Consider the following 19,488-nt stretch of genomic DNA (forward strand, 5'->3'; position numbering starts at 1 on the left):
TGTCAGCCGGCCGAACGCCGTGCGCGCTCGAGCAGCCATTGCGCACCCGCGCGATCGCCGCCGACATCGAGCAGCGTCGCAAGATGCGTCAGCGCCTCGTGGTGCGTGGGTCGCAGGTACAGCGCCTTCCGGTAGAAGTCGCCCGCTTCCGCGGCACGCCCGCGCGCATCCGCGATCAGCCCGTTCAGGTAGAACGCGTCGGCATGCGGCCCGACGCGCGCCGAGAATTGCGCGAGCACGCGCTCGGCCTCGTCGAACGCGCCCGCATTGGCGAGCGTTTGCGCCTCTTCCAGCGTCGGCGTGACGCCTTCGGCAGCCGGTGCGGCCGGTTCGGCCGTCACCACCGACAGGGCGGCCCGTGCGTCGAATGCGGTCGTGCGCACGGCCGGCGCCACCGCCGCGAACGACTGACCCACATCGCCGAGCCAGGCCGGCGGCGTGACGGCCAGCACCGGGCGCGTCGCCGCGAGCGGCGCGACCGTGAAGCGCTCCGCGCGACGGTACGACGCGGCCGCGGACAGCGATGCGACCGGCCGGATCGCGCACGGATCGGCCGCCGCGCCGGCCGGCTCGCGCTGAAACGCGAACGCCAGCGGCACGCGTGCCGAGCGCATCCCGTGCCGCATCGCGACACCCGTTTCGGCCGGCCCGACGAACAGCGTGCCGTCGTCGGCGAGACGCTCGTCGAGCGAGCGGATCACGCGATCCTGCGCGTCGCGGTCGAAGTAGATCAGCACGTTGCGGCAGAACACGAAATCGTAGCGAATGCCCGTATCCGCGATCGGTTCGACGAGGTTCTCGTGACGGAACTGCACGCATGCGCGCACGCGCTCGTCCAGCAGCCAGCCGTCGCCGGTCGGCGTGAAGTACCGTGCGCGAAACTCCGTCGCGGTGCCGCGAAACGCATTGCGCCCGTAACAGCCGAGCCGCGCCTGGTCGATCGCGCGCGCGCTGAGGTCGATCGCGTCGATCGCAAAGCTGGCCGGCTCGAGCCCGGCATCCAGCAACGCCATCGCCGCCGAATACGGCTCTTCGCCCGTCGAGCACGGCGCGCTCAGCACGCGGATCACGCGGCCGGGCATCGCGGCCAGCCGTTCGGCGGCCAGCCGCGCGAGCGTCGCGAAGGCTTCGCGGTCGCGGAAGAACCACGTCTCCGGGACGACGAACAGCTCGATCAGCGCGCGCCGTTCATCGGCCGATGCGTTGAGCTGCTGCCAGTAGGCGTCGAGCGCTTCCGGCGTCACGGGCGGCCGCGCCGCCGACGGCAGGCGCTCGCCGTCCGCCTGCAGCACGTGCACACGCTCCGTCAGCGCCCGCGTCAGAAAATCGTTGCCGAGCGAATCGGGGTCAATGCCGGTCTCGCGCAGCAGCCAGCCGCGAAATCGCGCTTCGGACTCTTTCATGCGGACTCCTCCCCGTGGCCCGGCAGGCCATCGAACAGATACAGGCGCGCAACGTCGTCGATCAGGTCGGATACCGACACCTGCTGCACGACGCCGTCGGGCGTGTTCGCGACGAGCCCGAGCCAGCGCGTGCGCGCGGTCGAGATGCCGCTTGCGCGGAACGCCGCGCGGTCGATCCGCATCGTCTGCGTCGCGCGCTCGACGATCAGGCCGATCGTGCGCTCGCCGTCGGCGTCGCCCGCGCGATAGCGGACCATCACAAGCCGCGTCGAGCGCAGCGCATGCGCGCGCCGGCCGAGCGCCAGCATCGGCACGTCGATCACCGGCACCGGCTGGCCGCCGCGCATCAGCAACCCGGCGATCCAGTCGGGGGCGCCGGGCACGGCTTTCGTGACGGCGAGCGGCAGCACCTCCTCGATGCCGGCCGCGTCGAGCGCATAGCGCTCGCCGTCGAGCTCGAACATCAGGAACAGCGCGTGAGCGCCGTTCTGCGGATCGGCGCGCGTCACGCGTCGACCTTGAAGCGCGATACGCTGGTACGCAACTGGTTCGCCACCAGCGTCAGGTCGTCGATCGCCTGCGACGACTGGCGCAGCGATTCGGCCGTCTGCTGCGCGGCCTCCGACAGTTGCGACAGCGCCTGCGTGATCTGCTCGGCGCCGTTCGCCTGCGTCTGCATCCCTTCGTTGACCATCTGGAAGCGCGGCGCGAGCGTCTGCACCTCGGCGATGATCTGCGACAGCTGCCCGCCGACCTGCTGCACGTCGAGCATCCCGCGACGCACTTCCTCGGAGAACTTGTCCATCCCCATCACGCCCGCCGACACGGCCGACTGGATTTCCTTCACCGTCTGCTCGATGTCGTAGGTCGCCACGGCCGTCTGGTCGGCCAGGCGGCGGATCTCGGTCGCGACGACCGCGAAGCCGCGGCCGTACTCGCCGGCCTTCTCGGCCTCGATCGCCGCGTTCAGCGACAGCAGGTTGGTCTGGTCGGCCACCTTGGTGATCGTCGCGACCACCTGGTTGATATTCAGCGCCTTCTCGTTGAGGATCGCGAGCTTCGCGTTCACCGAGCCGGCCGCGTCCATCACGCTGCGCATCGTCTCGCCCATCCGCGTGAGCCCGCTCTGGCTCACGCCCGCGAGCGTCGCCGACTGCTCGGCCACGCCGGCCACCTCGTTCATCGTGCGCAGCAGGTCGCGCGACGTCGCGAAGATCTCGCGCGAGGTCGCGCCGATTTCGGTCGTCGTCGCCGCGGTTTCGTTCGCGGTGGCCTGCTGCTCGCGCGAGGTCGCCGCGATCTCGGCGACCGACGTCGTCACCTGCAGCGACGACTGCTGCGCGCGCGACACGAGTTCGGTCAGTTCGTCGGCCATCCGGTTGAAGCCGGTCTCGAGCGTGCCGAATTCGTCGCGGCGGCGCAGGTCGAGGCGGCGCGTCAGGTTGCCGGTGCGCATCACGTCGTGCACCTCGACGAGCCGCGCCATCGGTACGGTGACCGAACGGTACAGCACGTAGCCGAGCCCGAGCGCGGACAGCAGCACGAACGCGAGCGCGGTCGCGAGCACGACCTCGGTGTCCTGCACGGATTCACGGATCAGCTTTGCCGACTGTTCGGCGAACTTGCGGTTTTCCTGCACCAGCACGTTCGCGTTGCGTACGACCTCGGTCCACACGGGCAGCGCCTTCGCGTATGCGGCGACGGCCTCCTCGCGCGATACGCGGCTCTTCTGCACGGCTTCGTTCAGCAGCGGCACGTAGCGATCGTAGGCGCCGCGGAACGCCGCGAAGCGCTGCCGGTCGTCGTCGCGGAACGTCGTGCTCTGGTAGTCGACCGACAGCGATTCGATGTCCTTCAGCGAATCGGAGATCTTCGCGAGATCGCGCTGTACGGTTTCGGACTCGGTGTCGACGAAGGTCGCCTGCTGCAGCAGCGTGAACGATTCGTTGACCGAACCGCGCAGCGACGACGCGAGGTAGACGCCGGGCAGCGAGTCGCGCTCGATGCTGACTGCTTCGCTATTGATCGCACGCAGTCGCTCGTACGACACGCCGGCTGTCACCAGCATCAGCACGAACAGCACGCCGAAACTGAGCAGGATGCGATTGCCGAGCGTCAGCCGGCCAGCGCCGATCGTCGGATGCAGGCTTTCATTGGTCGCGCGGGGCGTCACGGTGGCCATGTTCGTTATGGGCTTTCTAAAATCAGCGTTGAAAAAATCCGCGCCCGCCTGCGCACCGAAAGGTACGCCACGAGCGCATCGGGGTCGGATGCGGAAGACGCGGCGCCGGCAGGCCGCGCCGCTAAATCACCGCTCCGCTTGCGCCGGCAGCCGAAGCGCGACCATGAAGCCGCGCGCCGTATTGCGCATCAGGATCTGGCCGCGATGCCGCGCCGCCGTCGCGCGGACGAACGCGAGCCCGAGGCCGAAGCCGCCGCGCGCCGCGCCATGCGCGGATTCGAGCTGCACGAACGACTCGGTCGCGGCCGTGCGCTGCTCCGGAGCGATGCCGGCGCCGGTATCCTCGACGCCGATCAGCCACGCGCCGTCCTCGCCGCTCAGCGTGCAGTACACGTCCGTGCCGGACGGGCCGTACTTCAGCCCGTTGTCGATCAGGTTCGCGACCGCGCGCGTCAGCATCATGCGGTCGCCCATCGTCACGCACTCGGTGTCGGGCACTTGCGCGACGACCCGGCAGCCGAGCCCGGCAGCCTTCTCCCACAGCTGGTCAACGGCATCGAGCACGATTTCATTAAGGCTGACGACCTCGTGTGCGCGGCGCTCGGACTGCGCGCGGGTCAGGTGGATGAAGCCGTCGGCAAGCGCGAGCGCGCGCCGCGCGTGGCCGGCAATGCGCTCCATGATCGCCGGCATGTCGCCGTATTCGGTGCGGTAGACGTCGAGCAGCGCAAGGATCGACGTCTGCGGGGAACGCATGTCGTGCGACAGGAAATCGAGCGCCTCGTCGCGCTGCCGGGACATCAGGTACGAATTCGAGTGATAGCGGATGCGCGCGGTCAGCTCCATCGCGTCGGGGAGCTTCACCAGATAGTCGTTCGCGCCGGCGATGAACGCCTCGCGCTTGACGATCGGCTCCTCCTTCGCGGACAGCACGATGATCGGCACCCGTGCGGTGCCGGCGTCCGCGCGCCATGCGCGCACGAGATCGAGGCCGTCGATCTCCGGCATCACGAGATCCTGCAGGATGACCGTCGGCTTCACGTCACGCGCGACCGCCATCGCCCGGTGGGCGTCGGTACACACGTGCAGGTCGATGTCGTGCTCGCTGCGCAACGCGCGGCGAATCACCTCGCCGACGAACGGTTGATCGTCGACAAGGAGGACCGATAACCCCGATTCAAGACAATCCGAGGCATTATCACTGCTCGATTCTTTCATAAATACAGTTTCAAACGCCGAATCTCCAATCGATTCTTTCATAGGAGTTGTTTATCCGACTTGGACGCCATCTTATTTTGGCGGTTGTTAAACCTGTCTGATTCCGCCGATTAGGCCTGTCGGCACTGCCTTGCAGGGCTTCGGACGCCGCTTCTTTCCCCGTTGGCGACCGCATTACCTCCGCATTCTTTCTCTCAATAAAGATAACCGGCTGATTCTAAATGAAATTAGAACACAGCATCTATCTCCTTCCGGTTTAGTTTTGCCAAATATGCAGAAAGAGACGCAATCAGATAAATCAGATCATTTCCGGATTCGAAACACGATAACGTTTGCGAGACCGGCACCATAAGGTTTGCATGCGCTGCAAGGCTGGCTACCGGTCGTATTCGGGGCCGGATTCAAAAAAGCCGAATCGGCAGGCGGGAGGAAGAAAAAAATCGCGCGACGGGCGAGGATCGCTCCGTGCGCGTGGCGGCGCCGGCAGGACGCCGGCCCGTGAAATCGCGAGTCGCGCCCGCTTACCCGCGTGCGTGCTGCGCGGACACTTCCTGCAGATCGAGGTCGCGCTCGAGTGCGTGCAGCATTTCGTCGTGAATGCGCCCCGAACGGTGCAGGCGCAACAGTTCGACGCGCCCGGCCCGGATCGCGGCCAGCACCACGTCGTAGTGCGCGATGCGCACTTCCGCCGGGTACTCGGGTTCGTTTTTCGCGCGTTCGGTCAGTTCCGCGCGATACGTGTATTGCTCGAGCAGGCGCGGGTGGATCACGACGCCGTTCTCGTCGCGCACGAGCGGCTGGATCGCCGCGAGCTGCGCGGCCTCGACGTGTGCCCACGTCTGCGGCTCGGTCAGGTGGTGCGCGGCGCGCTCTTCGCGCTGCGGCAGGCGCAGCAGCCGGATCAGCGGCCCGATCGTCGTGCCCTGCAGCAGCACTGTGACGAGGATCACCGCGAACGACGCGACCAGGATCACGTCGCGGCCGGGCAGCGCATCGGGCAGCGACAGCGCGATCGCGAGCGTCACCACACCGCGCATCCCGGCCCAGCTCATGATCGTCGCCGCCTTCCAGTCGGGCGCTTCGCCGCGCCGTGCGATCCCGCGCACCGGCCACTTCAAGGCCTCGACCGCGTAGATCCACACGAAGCGCGACACGATCACCGCCGCCAGCACCGCGAGCACCGGCGGCACCATCGTGGCGAGCACCTGCTCGAAACCGCCGAGCCGGTGGATCGCGCCGCGCAGCGACAGCCCGATCAGCACGAACACCATCGCTTCGAGCAGGAACACGATCACCTGCCAGAACGCGGTGCCGCGCGTACGCACGGCCGCGGAGAACACCTCGTGCTGATGCCAGCCGACGATCATGCCGGCCGTGACCGTCGCGATCACGCCCGACACCTCGACCATTTCGCCCGCGATGTAGGCGATCCAGCCGGCGATCACCGCAACGGTGATCACGAGATAGTCGTCGTCGAGCAGCTTGAGGAACCACACGACGAGCTTGCCGACCACGAAGCCGATCACCACCCCGCCGAGCCCGAGCTCCGCGAAGCGCACGACCGCATGCTCGAGGCTGAACGCGCCGGTGAGCGCGGCCGCGACCGCGAAGCGGAACAGCACGAGGCCGGCCGCGTCGTTCAGCAGGCTCTCGCCTTCGAGCAGCACCATCAGCCGGCGCGGCAGCGCGACACGTTCCAGCACGGCCTTCGCGGCGACCGCGTCGGGCGGCGACACGATCGCGCCGAGCGCGAAGCACGCGGCCCACGGCAGCGCGGGCACCACCCAGTGCACGGCGAAGCCGACCGCGAACGTCGTGAACGCGACCGCGCCGATCGCGAGCAGCAGGATCCCGCCGACGTTGCGCTTGAACTCTTCCCACACGGAGAAGTACGCACCATCCATCAGCAACGGCGGCAGGAACACCAGCAGCACCAGCTCGGGATCGAGGTTGATCGGCGGCAGGCCGGGAATGAACGCGATGCCGATGCCGCCGATCAGCAGCGCGGCCGCGGGCGGCAGCCGCAGCCGCTTGGCGATGTATTCGAGCGCGACGATCGCGAGGAATGACAACAAAACCAGCTTGAATGCCGAGACGGGGGACATGAATCGACCTCGTGAAGAATGAATTCGCGCTTTCCGGCGTCGTACCCCGGTCCGCAGTTTCGCGCGATTACATCACGAGGCGAGGCCCGCAGTCGAGCGTGTTCCGGGCGGCCCGCCAGGTGACGCGCGCTGCACCGGCCCGATTCGCACGCCGCCATGAAAAACGGCACGCAGGCCGGACCGATCGCCCGCCTGCGTGCCGTCGCGGTGCTGCGCCGCGCGCCTGCGCGTTAGCGGCGCCGCACGACCATCAGGCGCAGCTCGGTCATGTCCTCGATCGCGTAACGGATCCCTTCGCGGCCGAGGCCCGAATCCTTCACGCCGCCGTACGGCATGTTGTCGACGCGGAACGACGGCACGTCGTTGATCACGACGCCGCCGACCTCCAGCTCGTCCCACGCGCGCTGCGCATGCGTGAGCGAATCGGTAAACACGCCGGCCTGCAGCCCGAAGTCGCTGTCGTTCACGCGCGCGAGCGCGTCGTCGAAGCGGTCGAACTTCTCGAGGATCGCGACGGGGCCGAACGCCTCCTTCCGGTACAGGTCCTGCTCATGCCCGACGTTCTCCAGCAGCGTCGCCTCGAACAACGCGCCGTCGACCTTGCCGCCCGCAACGATCTTCGCGCCCGCCGCGACGGCCGCGTCCATCCAGCCCGACAGCCGGCGCGATTCGGATTCGGAGATCATCGGGCCGACGAACGTGGACGGATCCTTCGGATCGCCCATCTTCAGCGAACGCGTCTTCGCGATCAGCTTCTCGCGCAGCGCATCGTAAAGATCGGCATGCACGAAGATCCGCTGCACGCCGATGCAGCTCTGGCCCGACTGGTAGTACGCGCCGAACGCGAGACGCTCGACCACGTAGTCGAGCCGGTCGCGCTGGTCCGCATCGACGATCGCGGCCGCGTTGCCGCCGAGCTCCAGCACGACTTTCTTCTTGCCGGCCTTCTCCTTCAGCGCCCAGCCGACCGCCGGCGAACCGGTGAACGACAGCAGCTTGAAGCGCTCGTCGGTCGTGAACAGGTCGGCGCCGTCGCGATGCGCGGGCAGCACCGAGAACGCGCCCTTCGGCAGGTCAGTTTCCGCGAGCACCTCGCCGATGATCAGCGCACCGATCGGCGTGCGGCTCGCAGGCTTCAGCACGAACGGGCAGCCGGCCGCGAGCGCCGGCGCGACCTTGTGCGCGGCGAGGTTCAGCGGGAAGTTGAACGGCGAGATGAACGAGCACGGGCCGACCGGCACGCGCTTCGTGTAGCCCGTATAGCCCTGCGCCCGCGCGGAAATCTCGAGGTTGATGATCTCGCCGTCGATGCGCACCGACTCCTCGGACGCAACGCGGAACGTGTCGATCAGCCGCGTGACTTCGCCCTTCGAATCGTTGATCGGCTTGCCGGCCTCGATGCACAGCGCCTCGGCCAGCTCGTCGAAGCGCTCGCGAAAACGTGCGACACAATGGTCGAGCACGGCCTGCCGCTTGTAGGCGGGCATCTCGCGCATCGGCTTCGCGGCGTCGACCGCCGCGGCGATCGCCGCATCGATCGCCTTCGCATCGGCCAGCGCGACGCGCGTCGCGACCTTGCCGCTGAACTTGTCCGTCACGTCCAGATCGGTGTTCGCGTAGACGGCTTCGTTGGCGAGGTAGTACGGATAGGTTTCCTTCAACATGGAACGACTCCTTCCTGTGAACGGGGAATTCAGAGTTGCGCCGACAGGCGCTTGATTTCGCGGTTCAGCACGCGCTCGTTGTCCGAGTAATCGATCGGCACGTCGATCACGTGCACGCCCGGCGACGAGAAGCACTCGCGCAGCAGCGGCTCGAGATCGTCGGCCGACTCGACGCGGTGCCCGTGCGCGCCGTAGCTTTGCGCATACGCGACGAAATCGGGGTTCTGCAGCGTCATCGCATAATCGGGGAAGTTCATGTTCTCCTGCTTCCAGCGGATCATCCCGAACGCATCGTCGCGCAGGATCATCACGACGATGTCGAGCTTCAGCCGCACGGCCGTTTCGAGCTCCTGCGAATTCATCATGAAGCCGCCGTCGCCGCACACCGCGATCACCTTGCGCTGCGGATGCACGATCTTGGTCGCGATCGCCGACGGCAGGCCCGCGCCCATCGACGCGAGCGCGTTGTCGAGCAGCAGCGAGTTCGGCTCGTGCGCACGCCAGTAGCGCGCGAACCAGATCTTGTACATCCCGTTGTCGAGACAGACGATGCCGTCGACCGGCATGGCGTTGTACAGGTCGTTGACGATCCGCACCGGGTACATCGGGAAGCGCGGATCGTGCTGGCCCTTCTCCAGGTGCGCGTCGAAGTGCTCCTTGATCATCGCGAAGCGCGCGAAATCCCAGTGCGGCTGCGCCGACACGGCCTCCTTCATCTGCCACACCGCGTTCGCGATGTCGCCCACCACTTCGATCTGCGGGAAATAGACGGGGTCGACCTGCGCGCCGAGGAAGTTCACGTGGATCACCGTCTTGTCGTCGGTGCGCATGAAGAACGGCGGCTTCTCGATCACGTCGTGGCCGACGTTGATGATGCAGTCCGCATGCTCGATCGCACGATGCACGAAATCGCCATCGGACAGCGTCGCGTTGCCGAGCCACAGCGGGTGCGTCTCGTCGATCACGCCCTTGCCCATCTGTGTCGTGAAGAACGGGATGCCCGTCTTGTCGACGAATTCGAGCAGCATCTTGCAGGTGGTCTTGCGGTTGCCGCCCGCGCCGATCATCAAGAGCGGATGGCGCGCGGCCTGGATCGCGTCGATCGCATGCGCGACCGCCTTCTCCTCGGCCACCGGCCGCCGGCTGTAGCTGCGCGGGATCGGCTTGCCGTCGCCCTCCTCGTGCGCGATGTCTTCCGGCAGTTCGAGGTGCGTGGCGCCCGGGCGCTCTTCCTCCGCGCGGCGAAACGCCTCGCGCACCGCCGACGGGATGTTGCCGATCGACACGATCTGCCGCGTGAGCTTCGTGAGCGGCTGCATCATGTCGACCACGTCGACGATCTGGAAGTGGCCCTGCTTGCTGGACTTGATCGGCTTCTGCCCGGTGATCATCAGCATCGGCATCCCGCCGAGCTGCGCATACGCGGCGGCCGTGACGAAGTTCGTCGCGCCGGGACCGAGCGTCGCGAGACACACGCCGGTGCGGCCCGTCAGGCGGCCGTAGGTGGCGGCCATGAACCCGGCCGCCTGCTCGTGCCGGGTCAGCACGAGCTTGATCTTCGATCGCCGCAGCGATTCGAGCAGATCGAGGTTTTCTTCGCCGGGAATACCGAACACGTACTCGACGCCTTCGGCTTCCAGCGCCTTCACGAACAGATCCGATGCTTTCATGGGGACTCTCGGTTATGCCGCCTGCCCGGCCTACGGACACGCGGCGTTCATAACGCGCGCCGGCCTACGGCACGCGGACGCTGACCTACTGGACACAAACCACGGCACTTCCCGCCGCACGATACGCCATGGCGATGCGCGGCGACGCCTCCGGCAATACCGGAGAACGAACGGATCCGCCCGCGCGCGGCAAACGGCAAACGGCAAACGCGCACGGGCGGCAAAGACGTTTTTGATTGTAGACGGATTCGCGGAATTCCGGCTTCGACCGGATGGCCGACCCTGCATCCGCAAAAGATCGGCCTGACGGCCGGGAAACGTCACAAGACGCGCCCGGCCCGCGTGTCATGGCAGCCGTGTTCCATTCAACTTGCCTGTGAACCATGGTTTACATGCTGCGATTCATGCCCTACAGTTCCCCTGCATACAGCATCCGGACCACCGACGTCTTCGACGCCTGGTTTGCCGGCCTGCCCGGTCGCATCGCCAGGCGCCGCATCCAGGCGCGCATCGACCGCCTCTCGACGGGCAATCCGGGCGACTGGAAATCCGCCGGCTCGCCCGTCGTCGAAATGCGCATCGATCACGGGTCCGGCTATCGCGTCTACTACACCCGCCGCGGAACGCTCTGGGTGATCCTGCTCTGCGGCGGCGATAAATCGACGCAACAGGCCGACATACGCGCCGCGCACGCGATGCTCGCGCACCTCGACATGGAGTGATCGATGGACAAGATCAAGACCCGGCCGTGGGATTCGGGCGAACACCTGAAAACCGAAGACGACATGGCCGACTACTTCGACGCGTGCCTGCAGGAAGCCGGCGACGATCCGGCCTTCATCGCGCACGCGCTCGGCGTGATCGCCCGCGCACGCGGCATGTCGCAGGTCGCGCGCGATGCGGGCCTGTCGCGCGAAGGGCTGTACAAGGCGCTGTCGCACGACGGCAACCCGAGCTTCGGCACGATCCTGAAAGTCATCAAGGCGCTCGGCCTGCAACTGCACGGCGCCAGGGCGCCCTCGTGAGCGCGCGGCGCACGGCATCGCGCCGCCGGCGCACGGCCCGCAGCCGCATCAATGCAGCCATCCGGCCGCCCAGCGCGGCACCAGCGACACCAGATACAGCCCCAGTCCGATCAGGCCGCCGACCAGCGTGCCGTTGATGCGGATGTACTGCAGGTCCTTGCCGATGTTCAGCTCGATCTGCCGCGACATCTCGCGCGCATCCCAGTTGCGCACCGTGTCGCGGATATGGCGCATCAGGAAATCGGCAAAATCCGGCGCCATCTCGTGCACGGCCCGCTCGACATGCTCGTTCAGCGACGCGCGCAGCGCCGGGCTTTCGGCCAGCCGCGCACCGAGCCAGCCGCCGAGCGTCGCGGCCTGCCGGTGCAGCGCCGAATCGGGGCGCGCGAGATCGGCCTTCAGCCACGCGCGCAACTGGTCCCACAAGTCGCGCACGTATTCGTTGAACGCATCGCCGTCGCGGATATAGCGCTTGATCTCCTCGCCCTTCGCGATGAACGCGGGATCGTGCTTCAGCCGCTCCGTCAGCCCCACGACCGTCCGGTCGAAGCGTTGCCGCAGTTCGTGCTCGGGGTCGGCCGCCACGCCTTCGAGCACGCGGCTCACCGCGCTCGCGAGCATCCGCGCGCCGTTCTCGCCGAACCATTGCGTCGGCATGATCTTCTCGACCTTCGGGTACTGCGTCTTCAGCCATTCGACGATGAAACCCGCGATCACTTCGCGGTTCTCCTCGTTGTCGAGCACGTCGACCACCTGTTCGATCGCATCGTCGAGCAGCGCCTGGTGACGGCCGTCCTTCGTCAGCGTGTCGAGGATCGCGCCGGCCGACTGCGACAGGTCGACCCGGTCGATCACCGCACGAAACGCGTCGTGGACGAACGACTGGATCCGCGCATCGTCGGTCATGTCGAGTGCGAAGCTCATCAGCTTCGTCACGTAGCCGCCGAGCGCATCGGTGTTCGCCGGCTCGCCGAGCCATGCGCCGAGTTTCTGCGCGGGATCGTGCTGGCGGATCTGCGCGGCGAGCGCGTCGGGGCCGAGGAACTTCTCGCGCACGAACACCGCGAGGTTGTCGGCGATCTTGTCCTTGTTCTTCGGGATGATCTCGGTATGGCGCGACACGAACGGGATCGGCACGCGGCGGAACAACGCGACGACCGCGAACCAGTCGGCGAGCGCGCCGACCATCGCGGCCTCGGCCACGGCCTTGACGCCGTCGACCCACGGGCCGCGCGGCATCAGGATGGTCGTGACGAACACCGCGACGGCGGCCAGCAGCAGCCACAAGGCGCGGCGCTTGCTGCGTTTCAGTTCGAGGGCTTTGTCTGGCGTCATGGAGGACCGGCGGATCGGCGATGCCGCTAATATCCCCGATTTCGCCGCAGCCGACAAACGCGCAGCCGGACCGGGCAGGCACGGCGCCTGCGCGCCGCGCATTCCGTTTCTACATGAACGTCTTCAGGTTCACCGCCGGATCGGCCAGCTTCACCGGATCGGGCACCGCCCCTGCCGCGATCAGCCGGCGCGACGCGCCGATGTCGCGCCCGAGGTTCGCCGCGGCCACCGCGACGATCCTGCCGTCGTCGCCGAGCCCGAACACCGTGAACGGCCCGCTCGCCGGATCGCCGCGCACGACGATGGTGCGCTCGCTGCCGAACAGCCCGAGCATCTGCAGGTTGCAGTCGTACTGATCGGACCACAGCCACGGCAGCTCGGCGTAGGCCTCGTCACCGCCGAGCAGGTTCGCGGCCGCGACGGCCGGCTGGTTTTCGGCCACCTGCCACGATTCGACCCGCACGTGACGCGCAAGCAGCGGATTGAAATGCATCGTTACCTCGCCCGCCGCGAAGATCGCCGGATCGGCCGTGCGGCAGCCCGCATCGACGCGAATCCCGTTGTCGACGTCGAGCCCGGCCGCCTGCGCCAGCTCGACATTGGGCACCACGCCGATGCCGACCACGACGATGTCGGCCGGCACGTCACCGCAATCGGTCTCGACGATCGCGCCGCCATCCGATGCGCGACGGATCGCGCGCGGCAGCGTCGCCATCCGGAACATCACACCACGCGCGTCGTGCAGCTGGCGCGCATACGTGCCGACCACTTCCGGCAACGCGCGCTGCAACAAGCGCGGCGCCGGATCGATCACCGTCACGTCGCAGCCGAGCTGACGTGCCGCCGCCGCGACTTCCAGCCCGATGAAACCGCCGCCGAGCACCGCCACGCGGCGACCCGGAGCAAGTCGTGCACGCAATGCACGCGCATCGTCCACCGTGCGGACGTAGTGCGCCACGACGCCTTCGTCGATCGCCCCGCCGAACGTGCGCACGCGCGAACCCGTCGCGAGCACGAGCCGCGCGTAGGGCAACGTCGCGCCGTCGTCGAGCCGCACGCGCCGCGCATCGCGCTCGATCGCATCGACGCGCGTGCCGAGCCGCAGCTCGATGCGCTGCGCGTCGTACCACGCCGCATCGCGCACGAACGCGCGCTGCTCGCCGCCATCCGTCAGCAGCGCATCCTTCGACAGCGCGGGCCGGTCGTACGGCAGCTCGCGCTCGGCGCCGATCATCACGATGCGTGCCGCCGCGTCGCGCTCGCGCAGTGCTTCGGCCGTGCGCCGCGCCGCGTGGCCGGCGCCGACGATCACGAACGGATCAGTCGACATTGACTTCCACCTGCCCGTCGACGATCCGGATCGGATAGGTGCGCACCGGCTCCGTGATCGGCGCGCATTTCGGCGCGCCGGTGCGGATGTCGATCAGACCCTGGTGCAGCGGGCATTCGACGCAGCCGTCTTCCACGTAGCCTTCGGACAGCCGCGCATGGCCGTGCGTGCAGAGGTCGTGCATCGCGAACAGTTCGTCGCCGATCCGGAACACCGCGATCGGCTTCTGGCCGGCGACGCGCGCCGCCGGTTCGTCCTCGGAGAATTCGTCGAAAGCGCCGAGCGGATGCCACTCGGCCAGCGTTGCTTCGGTCATGTCTGTTCCTTGCTTCGTCAGATCGGCGTCGCGAGCAGCGTCTGCACGCGCGACGTGTCGTAGATCACCCGCTTGGTCTTGTAGCGCAGCCCGTCGGGCGTGCGCACGACCGTGTCGTAGTACTTGCCGGCCTGGTACACGTTCGATTCGCCGTTGCTGCGCGTCTGCACGACGACGTAGTTGCTCTCGGTGTCGATCTCGCCGTCGCGTTCGGCGACGATCGTCAGGCCCGACGTCATGTGCCGGTACGTGTGTTCCTCGAAGATGTTCGCGTGCCGCAGCGACACCACGCGGTCGCGCAGCATCCGCTGGTTCGTGCAGTGGACGATCCCGACCGGCAGCCCGAGATCGGCGTTTTCCTTCGGCACGATCTCGTACAGGCAGTCCTCGGTGAACATCTCCGGCCAGTGTTCGAGCCGATCGTTGTCGAGGTGCCCGATGTAGCGGTTCTGGAGCATGTAAATCTCGAACCACGTCTTCATGTCTTCCGTCATTTTTCGCTCCCGCCTCAATAGCCCATCAGCTTCTGGTAACCGACCCAGAACTTGCGGATCAGGCTTTCGGTGATCACCGTGTCCTGCTGGTCCGGATTGCCGCGCGACATCTCGATCACCGACGTCGCGTCGGCATCGCGCACGGTGCCGCGCTGCACGAGCTCGGTCGCTTCCGTGTCTTCCATCGAGATGTAGCCGGCCGGCCCGACGAGGTTCGCCTGCTTGATGCGCAGCGCGCGCAGCTCGGGCGTGTCGTCCGCGTAGCCGAAGAAGTGGAAGATCAGCTCGAAGTTGTCGGGGCCCTTCGGCAGGATCTGCCGCGCGACCAGCGTGTTGTGGATCTGCTGGATCACGAGCTGCGGGAAGATCGGCTGGATATGGTTCGTGCAGTCCTCGTCGTATTCCGACACGAGATCGAGGATCGATTCGTCCTCGAGGTGGAAGCCCTCGTCGAACGACCGGATGTTCTGCTGCTTGTACGCGGCCGACGTGTCGTCGTTCGTCTTCGTCACCGTGATGATGCTGTGCAGCCCGTGGTTCGCATCCGGAATCGAGCGCGCCTTCATCCCGACGCGGAAGATGTTGAAGGTCGTATGGAACAGGTGCAGCATGCTCGCGTGATACGGGTCCTTCACGTTCTCCATGTACAGCTTCCAGTTCGACTTCGAATACTGGCGCGTGCAGCCGAGATACTCGATCGGCTTGTGGAAGATCCGGTCGATCCACGGGCGCATCTGCTCGCCGAGATACTCGGGCAGCGGCGCGACCTCGTCGCTGAAGCTCGCGAACACGAGCCCGCGATAGCTGTCGACGCGCAGCTTGCGCAGCCCGTGCTGCTTCGGGTCGAAGTCGGCCGGCATCCCGGTCATCCCCTTCTGGCCGCGCCGGAACGGCACGCCGAGCAGGTTGCCCTGGTTGTCGAAGCTCCACTGGTGATAGACGCACGTGTGCGAGCTCGCGTTGCCGCGCGACTTGCGGCACACCTGCGCGCCGCGATGCGCGCAGCGGTTCACCCACGCCGAGAGCGTGCCGTCCTCGGTGCGCGTGACGACCACCGGCGTGTCGCCGACGAACGTGCTCTTGAAGTCGCCGGCCTTCGGGATTTCCGCTTCGAGCGCGACGAAGTTCCACGTCGGCCCGCGGAAGATGCGTTCCTGCTCACGATCGTAGACCGCGCGCGAGCTGAACACCTTGTACGGCACGCGCGAGCCGTCGTCGTGCGGAAAGGTCACGTCGGATGCGTCGCCGCGCTCGGCGAAAACGACGGGCGATTCTGTCTGCTCCATGTCGGACTCCTGGTCGATCCGTTTCGTTGAATGCGTGGAGTCGATTTTTGAAAAGCTAATATTCGCCGTCTATCCGGAAAGTGCGATTGCGGCGGTGCAATATCCACTTTCGGCGGATTTCTGCGCTAGCATGGCGGCACACGCGACCCGGCGCGCGATCGCGACCCATTCGTCGGATCGAAACGCGCATCGCCCATACCAAGGCTGAGGCCCATGTCCCCAACGTCGTTCGAGCCGCTCGCGCTGCGCGCGCACCGGCTGTTCGAATCCCGCGATCTCGACGAGACGCGCGAGCGGATCTCGCGCGTGATGCAGCCGCATGCGCTGCTGCCGAGCGGCCGCGTGCAGGGGGCGTCGCACATGGATTTCGTCAAGCTGGGCGGGCTCGGGATCGGCACGATCGCATTCGGCGACGCGATGCGCGTGCAGGTCGACGCGGTCGACGGCTATTACCTGCTGATGTTCTGCCTGTCCGGCCAGGCCGAGGTGCGCGCGATGGGGCGGCAGCTCGGCGTCGACGGCCAGACCGGCGTGCTGTGCGCGCCCGGCGAGCGCTTCGACGCGGTGCTGTCGGCCGACTGCGAGCAGTTCGTGCTGCGCATCGACGCGGCGACCGTCGGCTCGCTGACCGGCGACCCGCGCGCGACGCTCGACCCCGTGCTGCACGTCAGCGACGCCGCGCTTGCCGCGTGGCGCCAGCAGCTGATGCTCGTCGCGCGGTCGCCCGAACTGCTCGAACGTGCGAACGCGAACCCGCGCGTCGCATCCCAGCTCGAACACCTGCTGATCGACCTGCTGATCGAAGGCCATCCGCCGTCCGTGCTGCGCGCGGCGCACCGCGATCCGGCACCGGGCTTCGTGCGGCGCGCGCAGGAGTTCGTCAACGCGCAGTACGCGCAACCGCTGCAACTCGCCGATATCGTGCAGGCCGCCAACGTGCCGGAACGGACGCTGCGCGACGCGTTCCTGCAGTTCCGCGGAATGAGCCCGATGCAGTACCTGCGCGCGACTCGGCTCGACCATGCGCGGGAGTTGCTGCGCGGTGCGGCATCCGCTCGGCGGATCGCCGATATCGCGCTCGACTGCGGATTCACGCACCTCGGACGGTTCGCGATCGCGTATCGGGAAAAATTCGGCGAATCGCCGTCCGAAACGCTCGACGGCCAGCGGTAGCCGCCGTCAGGCTGGCAGGCCGGACGCCCCGCGCGACGATTTGCCGGCCGTCGGTGGCCGGGACAAACACGACATCCGCTCGCACTACCCTCTCCGAATTCGGCGGTGTCCGCGGAAACAGACCGTTAGTTGCAATTCGTGACGCCAATGGCGGTCATTACGCCGTCGGCACGATCATTTCCCGCGCTATCGCGCAGAACGCGGCCGTCACCGCACTTTCGCCATGCAGCCGGCGGCTCATGATGATCGGCGACGTCGCGGCCGGCTCCGGCAGCCGCCGGTAGACCACCCCCTTCACGCGCACGCCTTCCACACTTTCCGGCACCAGCGACACGCCGACCTGCGCGGCAACGAGCCCGAGCGCCGTCTGCAGCTCGCGCACCTCGTGGACGGCCGCCGGCACGACCGCGCCGTCGCGCAGCGCGGACAGCTGCTGGTCGGCGAAGCTCGGCCGCGGCGTGCTCGGGTAGACGATCATCGTCTCGTTCGCGAGATCCGCGAGCGTCAGCGGCCGGTCCGGATCGGCGAGCGGATGCCCGACCGGCAGCACCGCGATCAGCTTTTCCTCGATCAGCGCCTCGCGCACCAGCTGATCGTCGTCGAAGCGCAGGCGACCGAACCCGACGTCGATCCGCCCGCCCTTCAACGCCCCGAGCTGTTCGAGCGTGAACATTTCGATCAGCGACAGCTCGACGTCCGGCTGCGCCTCGCGAAACGCGCGGATCACGTCCGGCAGCGCGCCGTACAGCGTCGACGGCACGAAGCCGATCACGATCCGCTCCGACAGCTGCGCGAGCCGCCGCGTCAGCGGGCCGAGCTCGTCGGCCTGGTCGACGAGGCGCTTCGCCTGCGCATAGAACACGCGGCCGGCATCGGTCAGCTTCAGCGGCCGCGCGCCGCGCTCGAACAGCGGCAAGCCGATCTCGTCCTCGATCGCCTGGAGCTGGCGGCTCAGCGGCGGCTGCGTCATGTGCAGGCGCTCCGCCGCCCGCGTGATGTTCATTTCCTCGGCGACGGCGATGAAGTAGCGGAGCTGACGCAATTCCATTTCATGCCTCAAAGGTATGGAAGTAGTCGGAAAGAGTGTTGGACGACGCGGGGCGGGAATTCCTACCATGTGCACCAACAGGAGGAATCGCATGATAGCAACTGCCGCCACCATCGAACGCATCGAGACGCTGCTGGTCGACGTGCCGACGATCCGGCCCCACAAACTGTCGGTCGCCACGATGAATTGCCAGACCCTCGTGCTGGTCCGTGTTCGATGCACGGACGGTATCGAGGGCGTCGGCGAGGCGACGACCATCGGCGGTCTCGCGTATGGCGAGGAAAGCCCCGAAAGCATCAAGGTCAACATCGACACGTACTTCGCGCCGCTGCTGCAAGGCATGGACGCGACGCGTCCGGGCGCCGCGCTGGCGCGGGCGCGCAAGCTGTTCCAGGGCAACCGTTTCGCGAAGTGCGCGATCGAGACGGCACTGTTCGATGCGCAGGCGCAGCGTCTGGGCGTGCCGCTGTCGGAACTGTTCGGCGGCCGCCGCACCGATGCGGTCGATGTCGCATGGACGCTCGCGAGCGGCGATACGCAGCGCGACATCGCGGAAGCCGAAGCGATGCTCGAAGCCCGCCGCCATCGCGCGTTCAAGCTGAAGATCGGTTCGAACGCGGTTGCCGACGACGTCGCACACGTGGTCGCGATCAAGCGCGCGCTCGGCGAACGCGGCGACGTGCGTGTCGACGTGAACCAGGCATGGAGCGAAACCGATGCGATCTGGGCCGGCGCGCGGCTGGCCGACGCCGGCGTGAGCCTTGTCGAGCAGCCGATCGCCGCGACCAACCGCGCGGGGCTGAAGCGCCTCACGCAGCTCGCGCAGGTGCCGATCATGGCCGACGAGGCGCTGCACGGCCCCGTCGATGCGTTCGCGCTCGCGCAGGATCGCGCGGCCGACGTGTTCGCGGTGAAGATCGCGCAATCGGGCGGCCTGCAGGGCGCGGCGAGCGTCGCGTCGATCGCGGCGGCGGCCGGCATCGAGCTGTACGGCGGCACGATGCTCGAAGGCGCGGCCGGCACGATGGCGTCCGCGCAACTGTTCAGCACGTTCGACTCGCTGAAATGGGGCACCGAACTGTTCGGCCCGCTGCTGCTTACCGAGGAAATCCTCGTCGAGCCGCTGCGTTACGAAGATTTCAAGCTGCATCTGCCGGCGACGCCCGGCCTCGGCATCACCTTCGACTGGGCCCGCATCGAACGGATGCGACGCGACGCCCGCTGATCCCCACACGACAA

General features: G+C 67.3%; 17 protein-coding genes. 4 read left to right on the top strand and 13 right to left on the bottom strand.

Annotation, left to right across the window (positions count from 1 at the left end):
• Positions 1–2 precede the first annotated feature (2 nt).
• The 7 genes from AC5LXK_RS27670 to AC5LXK_RS27700 form a co-directional block, all read right to left on the bottom strand.
• Positions 3–1,403, bottom strand: coding sequence for a CheR family methyltransferase (locus tag AC5LXK_RS27670; RefSeq protein ID WP_493391835.1), 1,401 nt, complete (start codon positions 1,401–1,403; stop codon positions 3–5).
• Positions 1,400–1,912, bottom strand: coding sequence for a chemotaxis protein CheW (locus AC5LXK_RS27675; protein WP_493391836.1), 513 nt, complete (start codon positions 1,910–1,912; stop codon positions 1,400–1,402). Before AC5LXK_RS27675 ends, AC5LXK_RS27670 begins: the two co-directional genes overlap by 4 nt.
• Entirely contained in the window at positions 1,909–3,585 is a 1,677-nt protein-coding gene (locus tag AC5LXK_RS27680) for a methyl-accepting chemotaxis protein (protein ID WP_493391837.1), read from the bottom strand. Before AC5LXK_RS27680 ends, AC5LXK_RS27675 begins: the two co-directional genes overlap by 4 nt.
• Before the next feature lie 126 nt (positions 3,586–3,711).
• Complete coding sequence (locus AC5LXK_RS27685; RefSeq protein WP_493391838.1) at positions 3,712–4,845, bottom strand: hybrid sensor histidine kinase/response regulator; 1,134 nt, start codon at positions 4,843–4,845, stop codon at positions 3,712–3,714.
• Positions 4,846–5,324: 479 nt separating this feature from the next.
• Complete coding sequence (locus AC5LXK_RS27690) at positions 5,325–6,908, bottom strand: Na+/H+ antiporter (protein ID WP_493391839.1); 1,584 nt, start codon at positions 6,906–6,908, stop codon at positions 5,325–5,327.
• Between the two features lie 230 nt (positions 6,909–7,138).
• Positions 7,139–8,572, bottom strand: coding sequence for an aldehyde dehydrogenase family protein (locus tag AC5LXK_RS27695; protein ID WP_493391840.1), 1,434 nt, complete (start codon positions 8,570–8,572; stop codon positions 7,139–7,141).
• 29 nt (positions 8,573–8,601) lie between these two features.
• Complete coding sequence (locus AC5LXK_RS27700; RefSeq protein WP_493391841.1) at positions 8,602–10,242, bottom strand: acetolactate synthase large subunit; 1,641 nt, start codon at positions 10,240–10,242, stop codon at positions 8,602–8,604.
• 404 nt (positions 10,243–10,646) lie between these two features.
• Here AC5LXK_RS27700 and AC5LXK_RS27705 point away from each other — a divergent pair, with 404 nt between their 5' ends.
• Both AC5LXK_RS27705 and AC5LXK_RS27710 read left to right on the top strand, forming a co-directional pair.
• Positions 10,647–10,964 (top strand): type II toxin-antitoxin system RelE/ParE family toxin, encoded by a 318-nt coding sequence (locus AC5LXK_RS27705; RefSeq protein ID WP_493394074.1) that lies wholly within the window; start codon positions 10,647–10,649, stop codon positions 10,962–10,964.
• 3 nt (positions 10,965–10,967) lie between these two features.
• Positions 10,968–11,267 carry an addiction module antidote protein gene (locus AC5LXK_RS27710; protein WP_493391842.1) on the top strand — a complete coding sequence of 100 codons (300 nt, stop codon included), beginning with the start codon at positions 10,968–10,970 and terminating at the stop codon, positions 11,265–11,267.
• A gap of 48 nt (positions 11,268–11,315) precedes the next feature.
• Here AC5LXK_RS27710 and AC5LXK_RS27715 read toward each other — a convergent pair whose 3' ends face one another.
• The 5 genes from AC5LXK_RS27715 to andAc all read right to left on the bottom strand — a co-directional run bounded on the left by AC5LXK_RS27715 (position 11,316) and on the right by andAc (position 16,028).
• Positions 11,316–12,602 carry a DUF445 domain-containing protein gene (locus AC5LXK_RS27715; protein WP_493391843.1) on the bottom strand — a complete coding sequence of 429 codons (1,287 nt, stop codon included), beginning with the start codon at positions 12,600–12,602 and terminating at the stop codon, positions 11,316–11,318.
• A 109-nt stretch (positions 12,603–12,711) separates the two neighbouring features.
• Positions 12,712–13,932, bottom strand: a complete 1,221-nt coding sequence (andAa, locus tag AC5LXK_RS27720; protein WP_493391844.1) for an anthranilate 1,2-dioxygenase system ferredoxin--NAD(+) reductase — start codon at positions 13,930–13,932, stop codon at positions 12,712–12,714.
• The gene (gene andAb / locus AC5LXK_RS27725; RefSeq protein WP_282511195.1) at positions 13,922–14,248 is read right to left on the bottom strand and encodes an anthranilate 1,2-dioxygenase ferredoxin subunit AndAb; all 327 of its coding nucleotides are present in this window, start codon (positions 14,246–14,248) and stop codon (positions 13,922–13,924) included. Before andAb ends, andAa begins: the two co-directional genes overlap by 11 nt.
• Before the next feature lie 17 nt (positions 14,249–14,265).
• Entirely contained in the window at positions 14,266–14,742 is a 477-nt protein-coding gene (gene andAd, locus AC5LXK_RS27730; RefSeq protein ID WP_175841486.1) for an anthranilate 1,2-dioxygenase small subunit AndAd, read from the bottom strand.
• Positions 14,743–14,756: 14 nt separating this feature from the next.
• A complete protein-coding gene (gene andAc, locus AC5LXK_RS27735) occupies positions 14,757–16,028 on the bottom strand; it encodes an anthranilate 1,2-dioxygenase large subunit AndAc (RefSeq protein WP_493391845.1) in 1,272 nt (423 codons plus the stop codon).
• A gap of 213 nt (positions 16,029–16,241) precedes the next feature.
• Here andAc and andR point away from each other — a divergent pair, with 213 nt between their 5' ends.
• A complete protein-coding gene (andR, locus tag AC5LXK_RS27740) occupies positions 16,242–17,201 on the top strand; it encodes an anthranilate 1,2-dioxygenase regulatory protein AndR (protein ID WP_493391846.1) in 960 nt (319 codons plus the stop codon).
• 157 nt (positions 17,202–17,358) lie between these two features.
• Here andR and AC5LXK_RS27745 read toward each other — a convergent pair whose 3' ends face one another.
• Positions 17,359–18,249: a LysR family transcriptional regulator gene (locus AC5LXK_RS27745; protein ID WP_493391847.1), complete on the bottom strand. Its 891-nt coding sequence runs from the start codon at positions 18,247–18,249 to the stop codon at positions 17,359–17,361.
• Between the two features lie 91 nt (positions 18,250–18,340).
• Between AC5LXK_RS27745 and AC5LXK_RS27750 the strand changes: the two genes are divergently transcribed.
• Entirely contained in the window at positions 18,341–19,474 is a 1,134-nt protein-coding gene (locus AC5LXK_RS27750) for a muconate/chloromuconate family cycloisomerase (protein WP_493391848.1), read from the top strand.
• The last annotated feature ends 14 nt before the right edge of the window (positions 19,475–19,488 follow it).

This window comes from Burkholderia pulmonis (assembly GCF_984667975.1).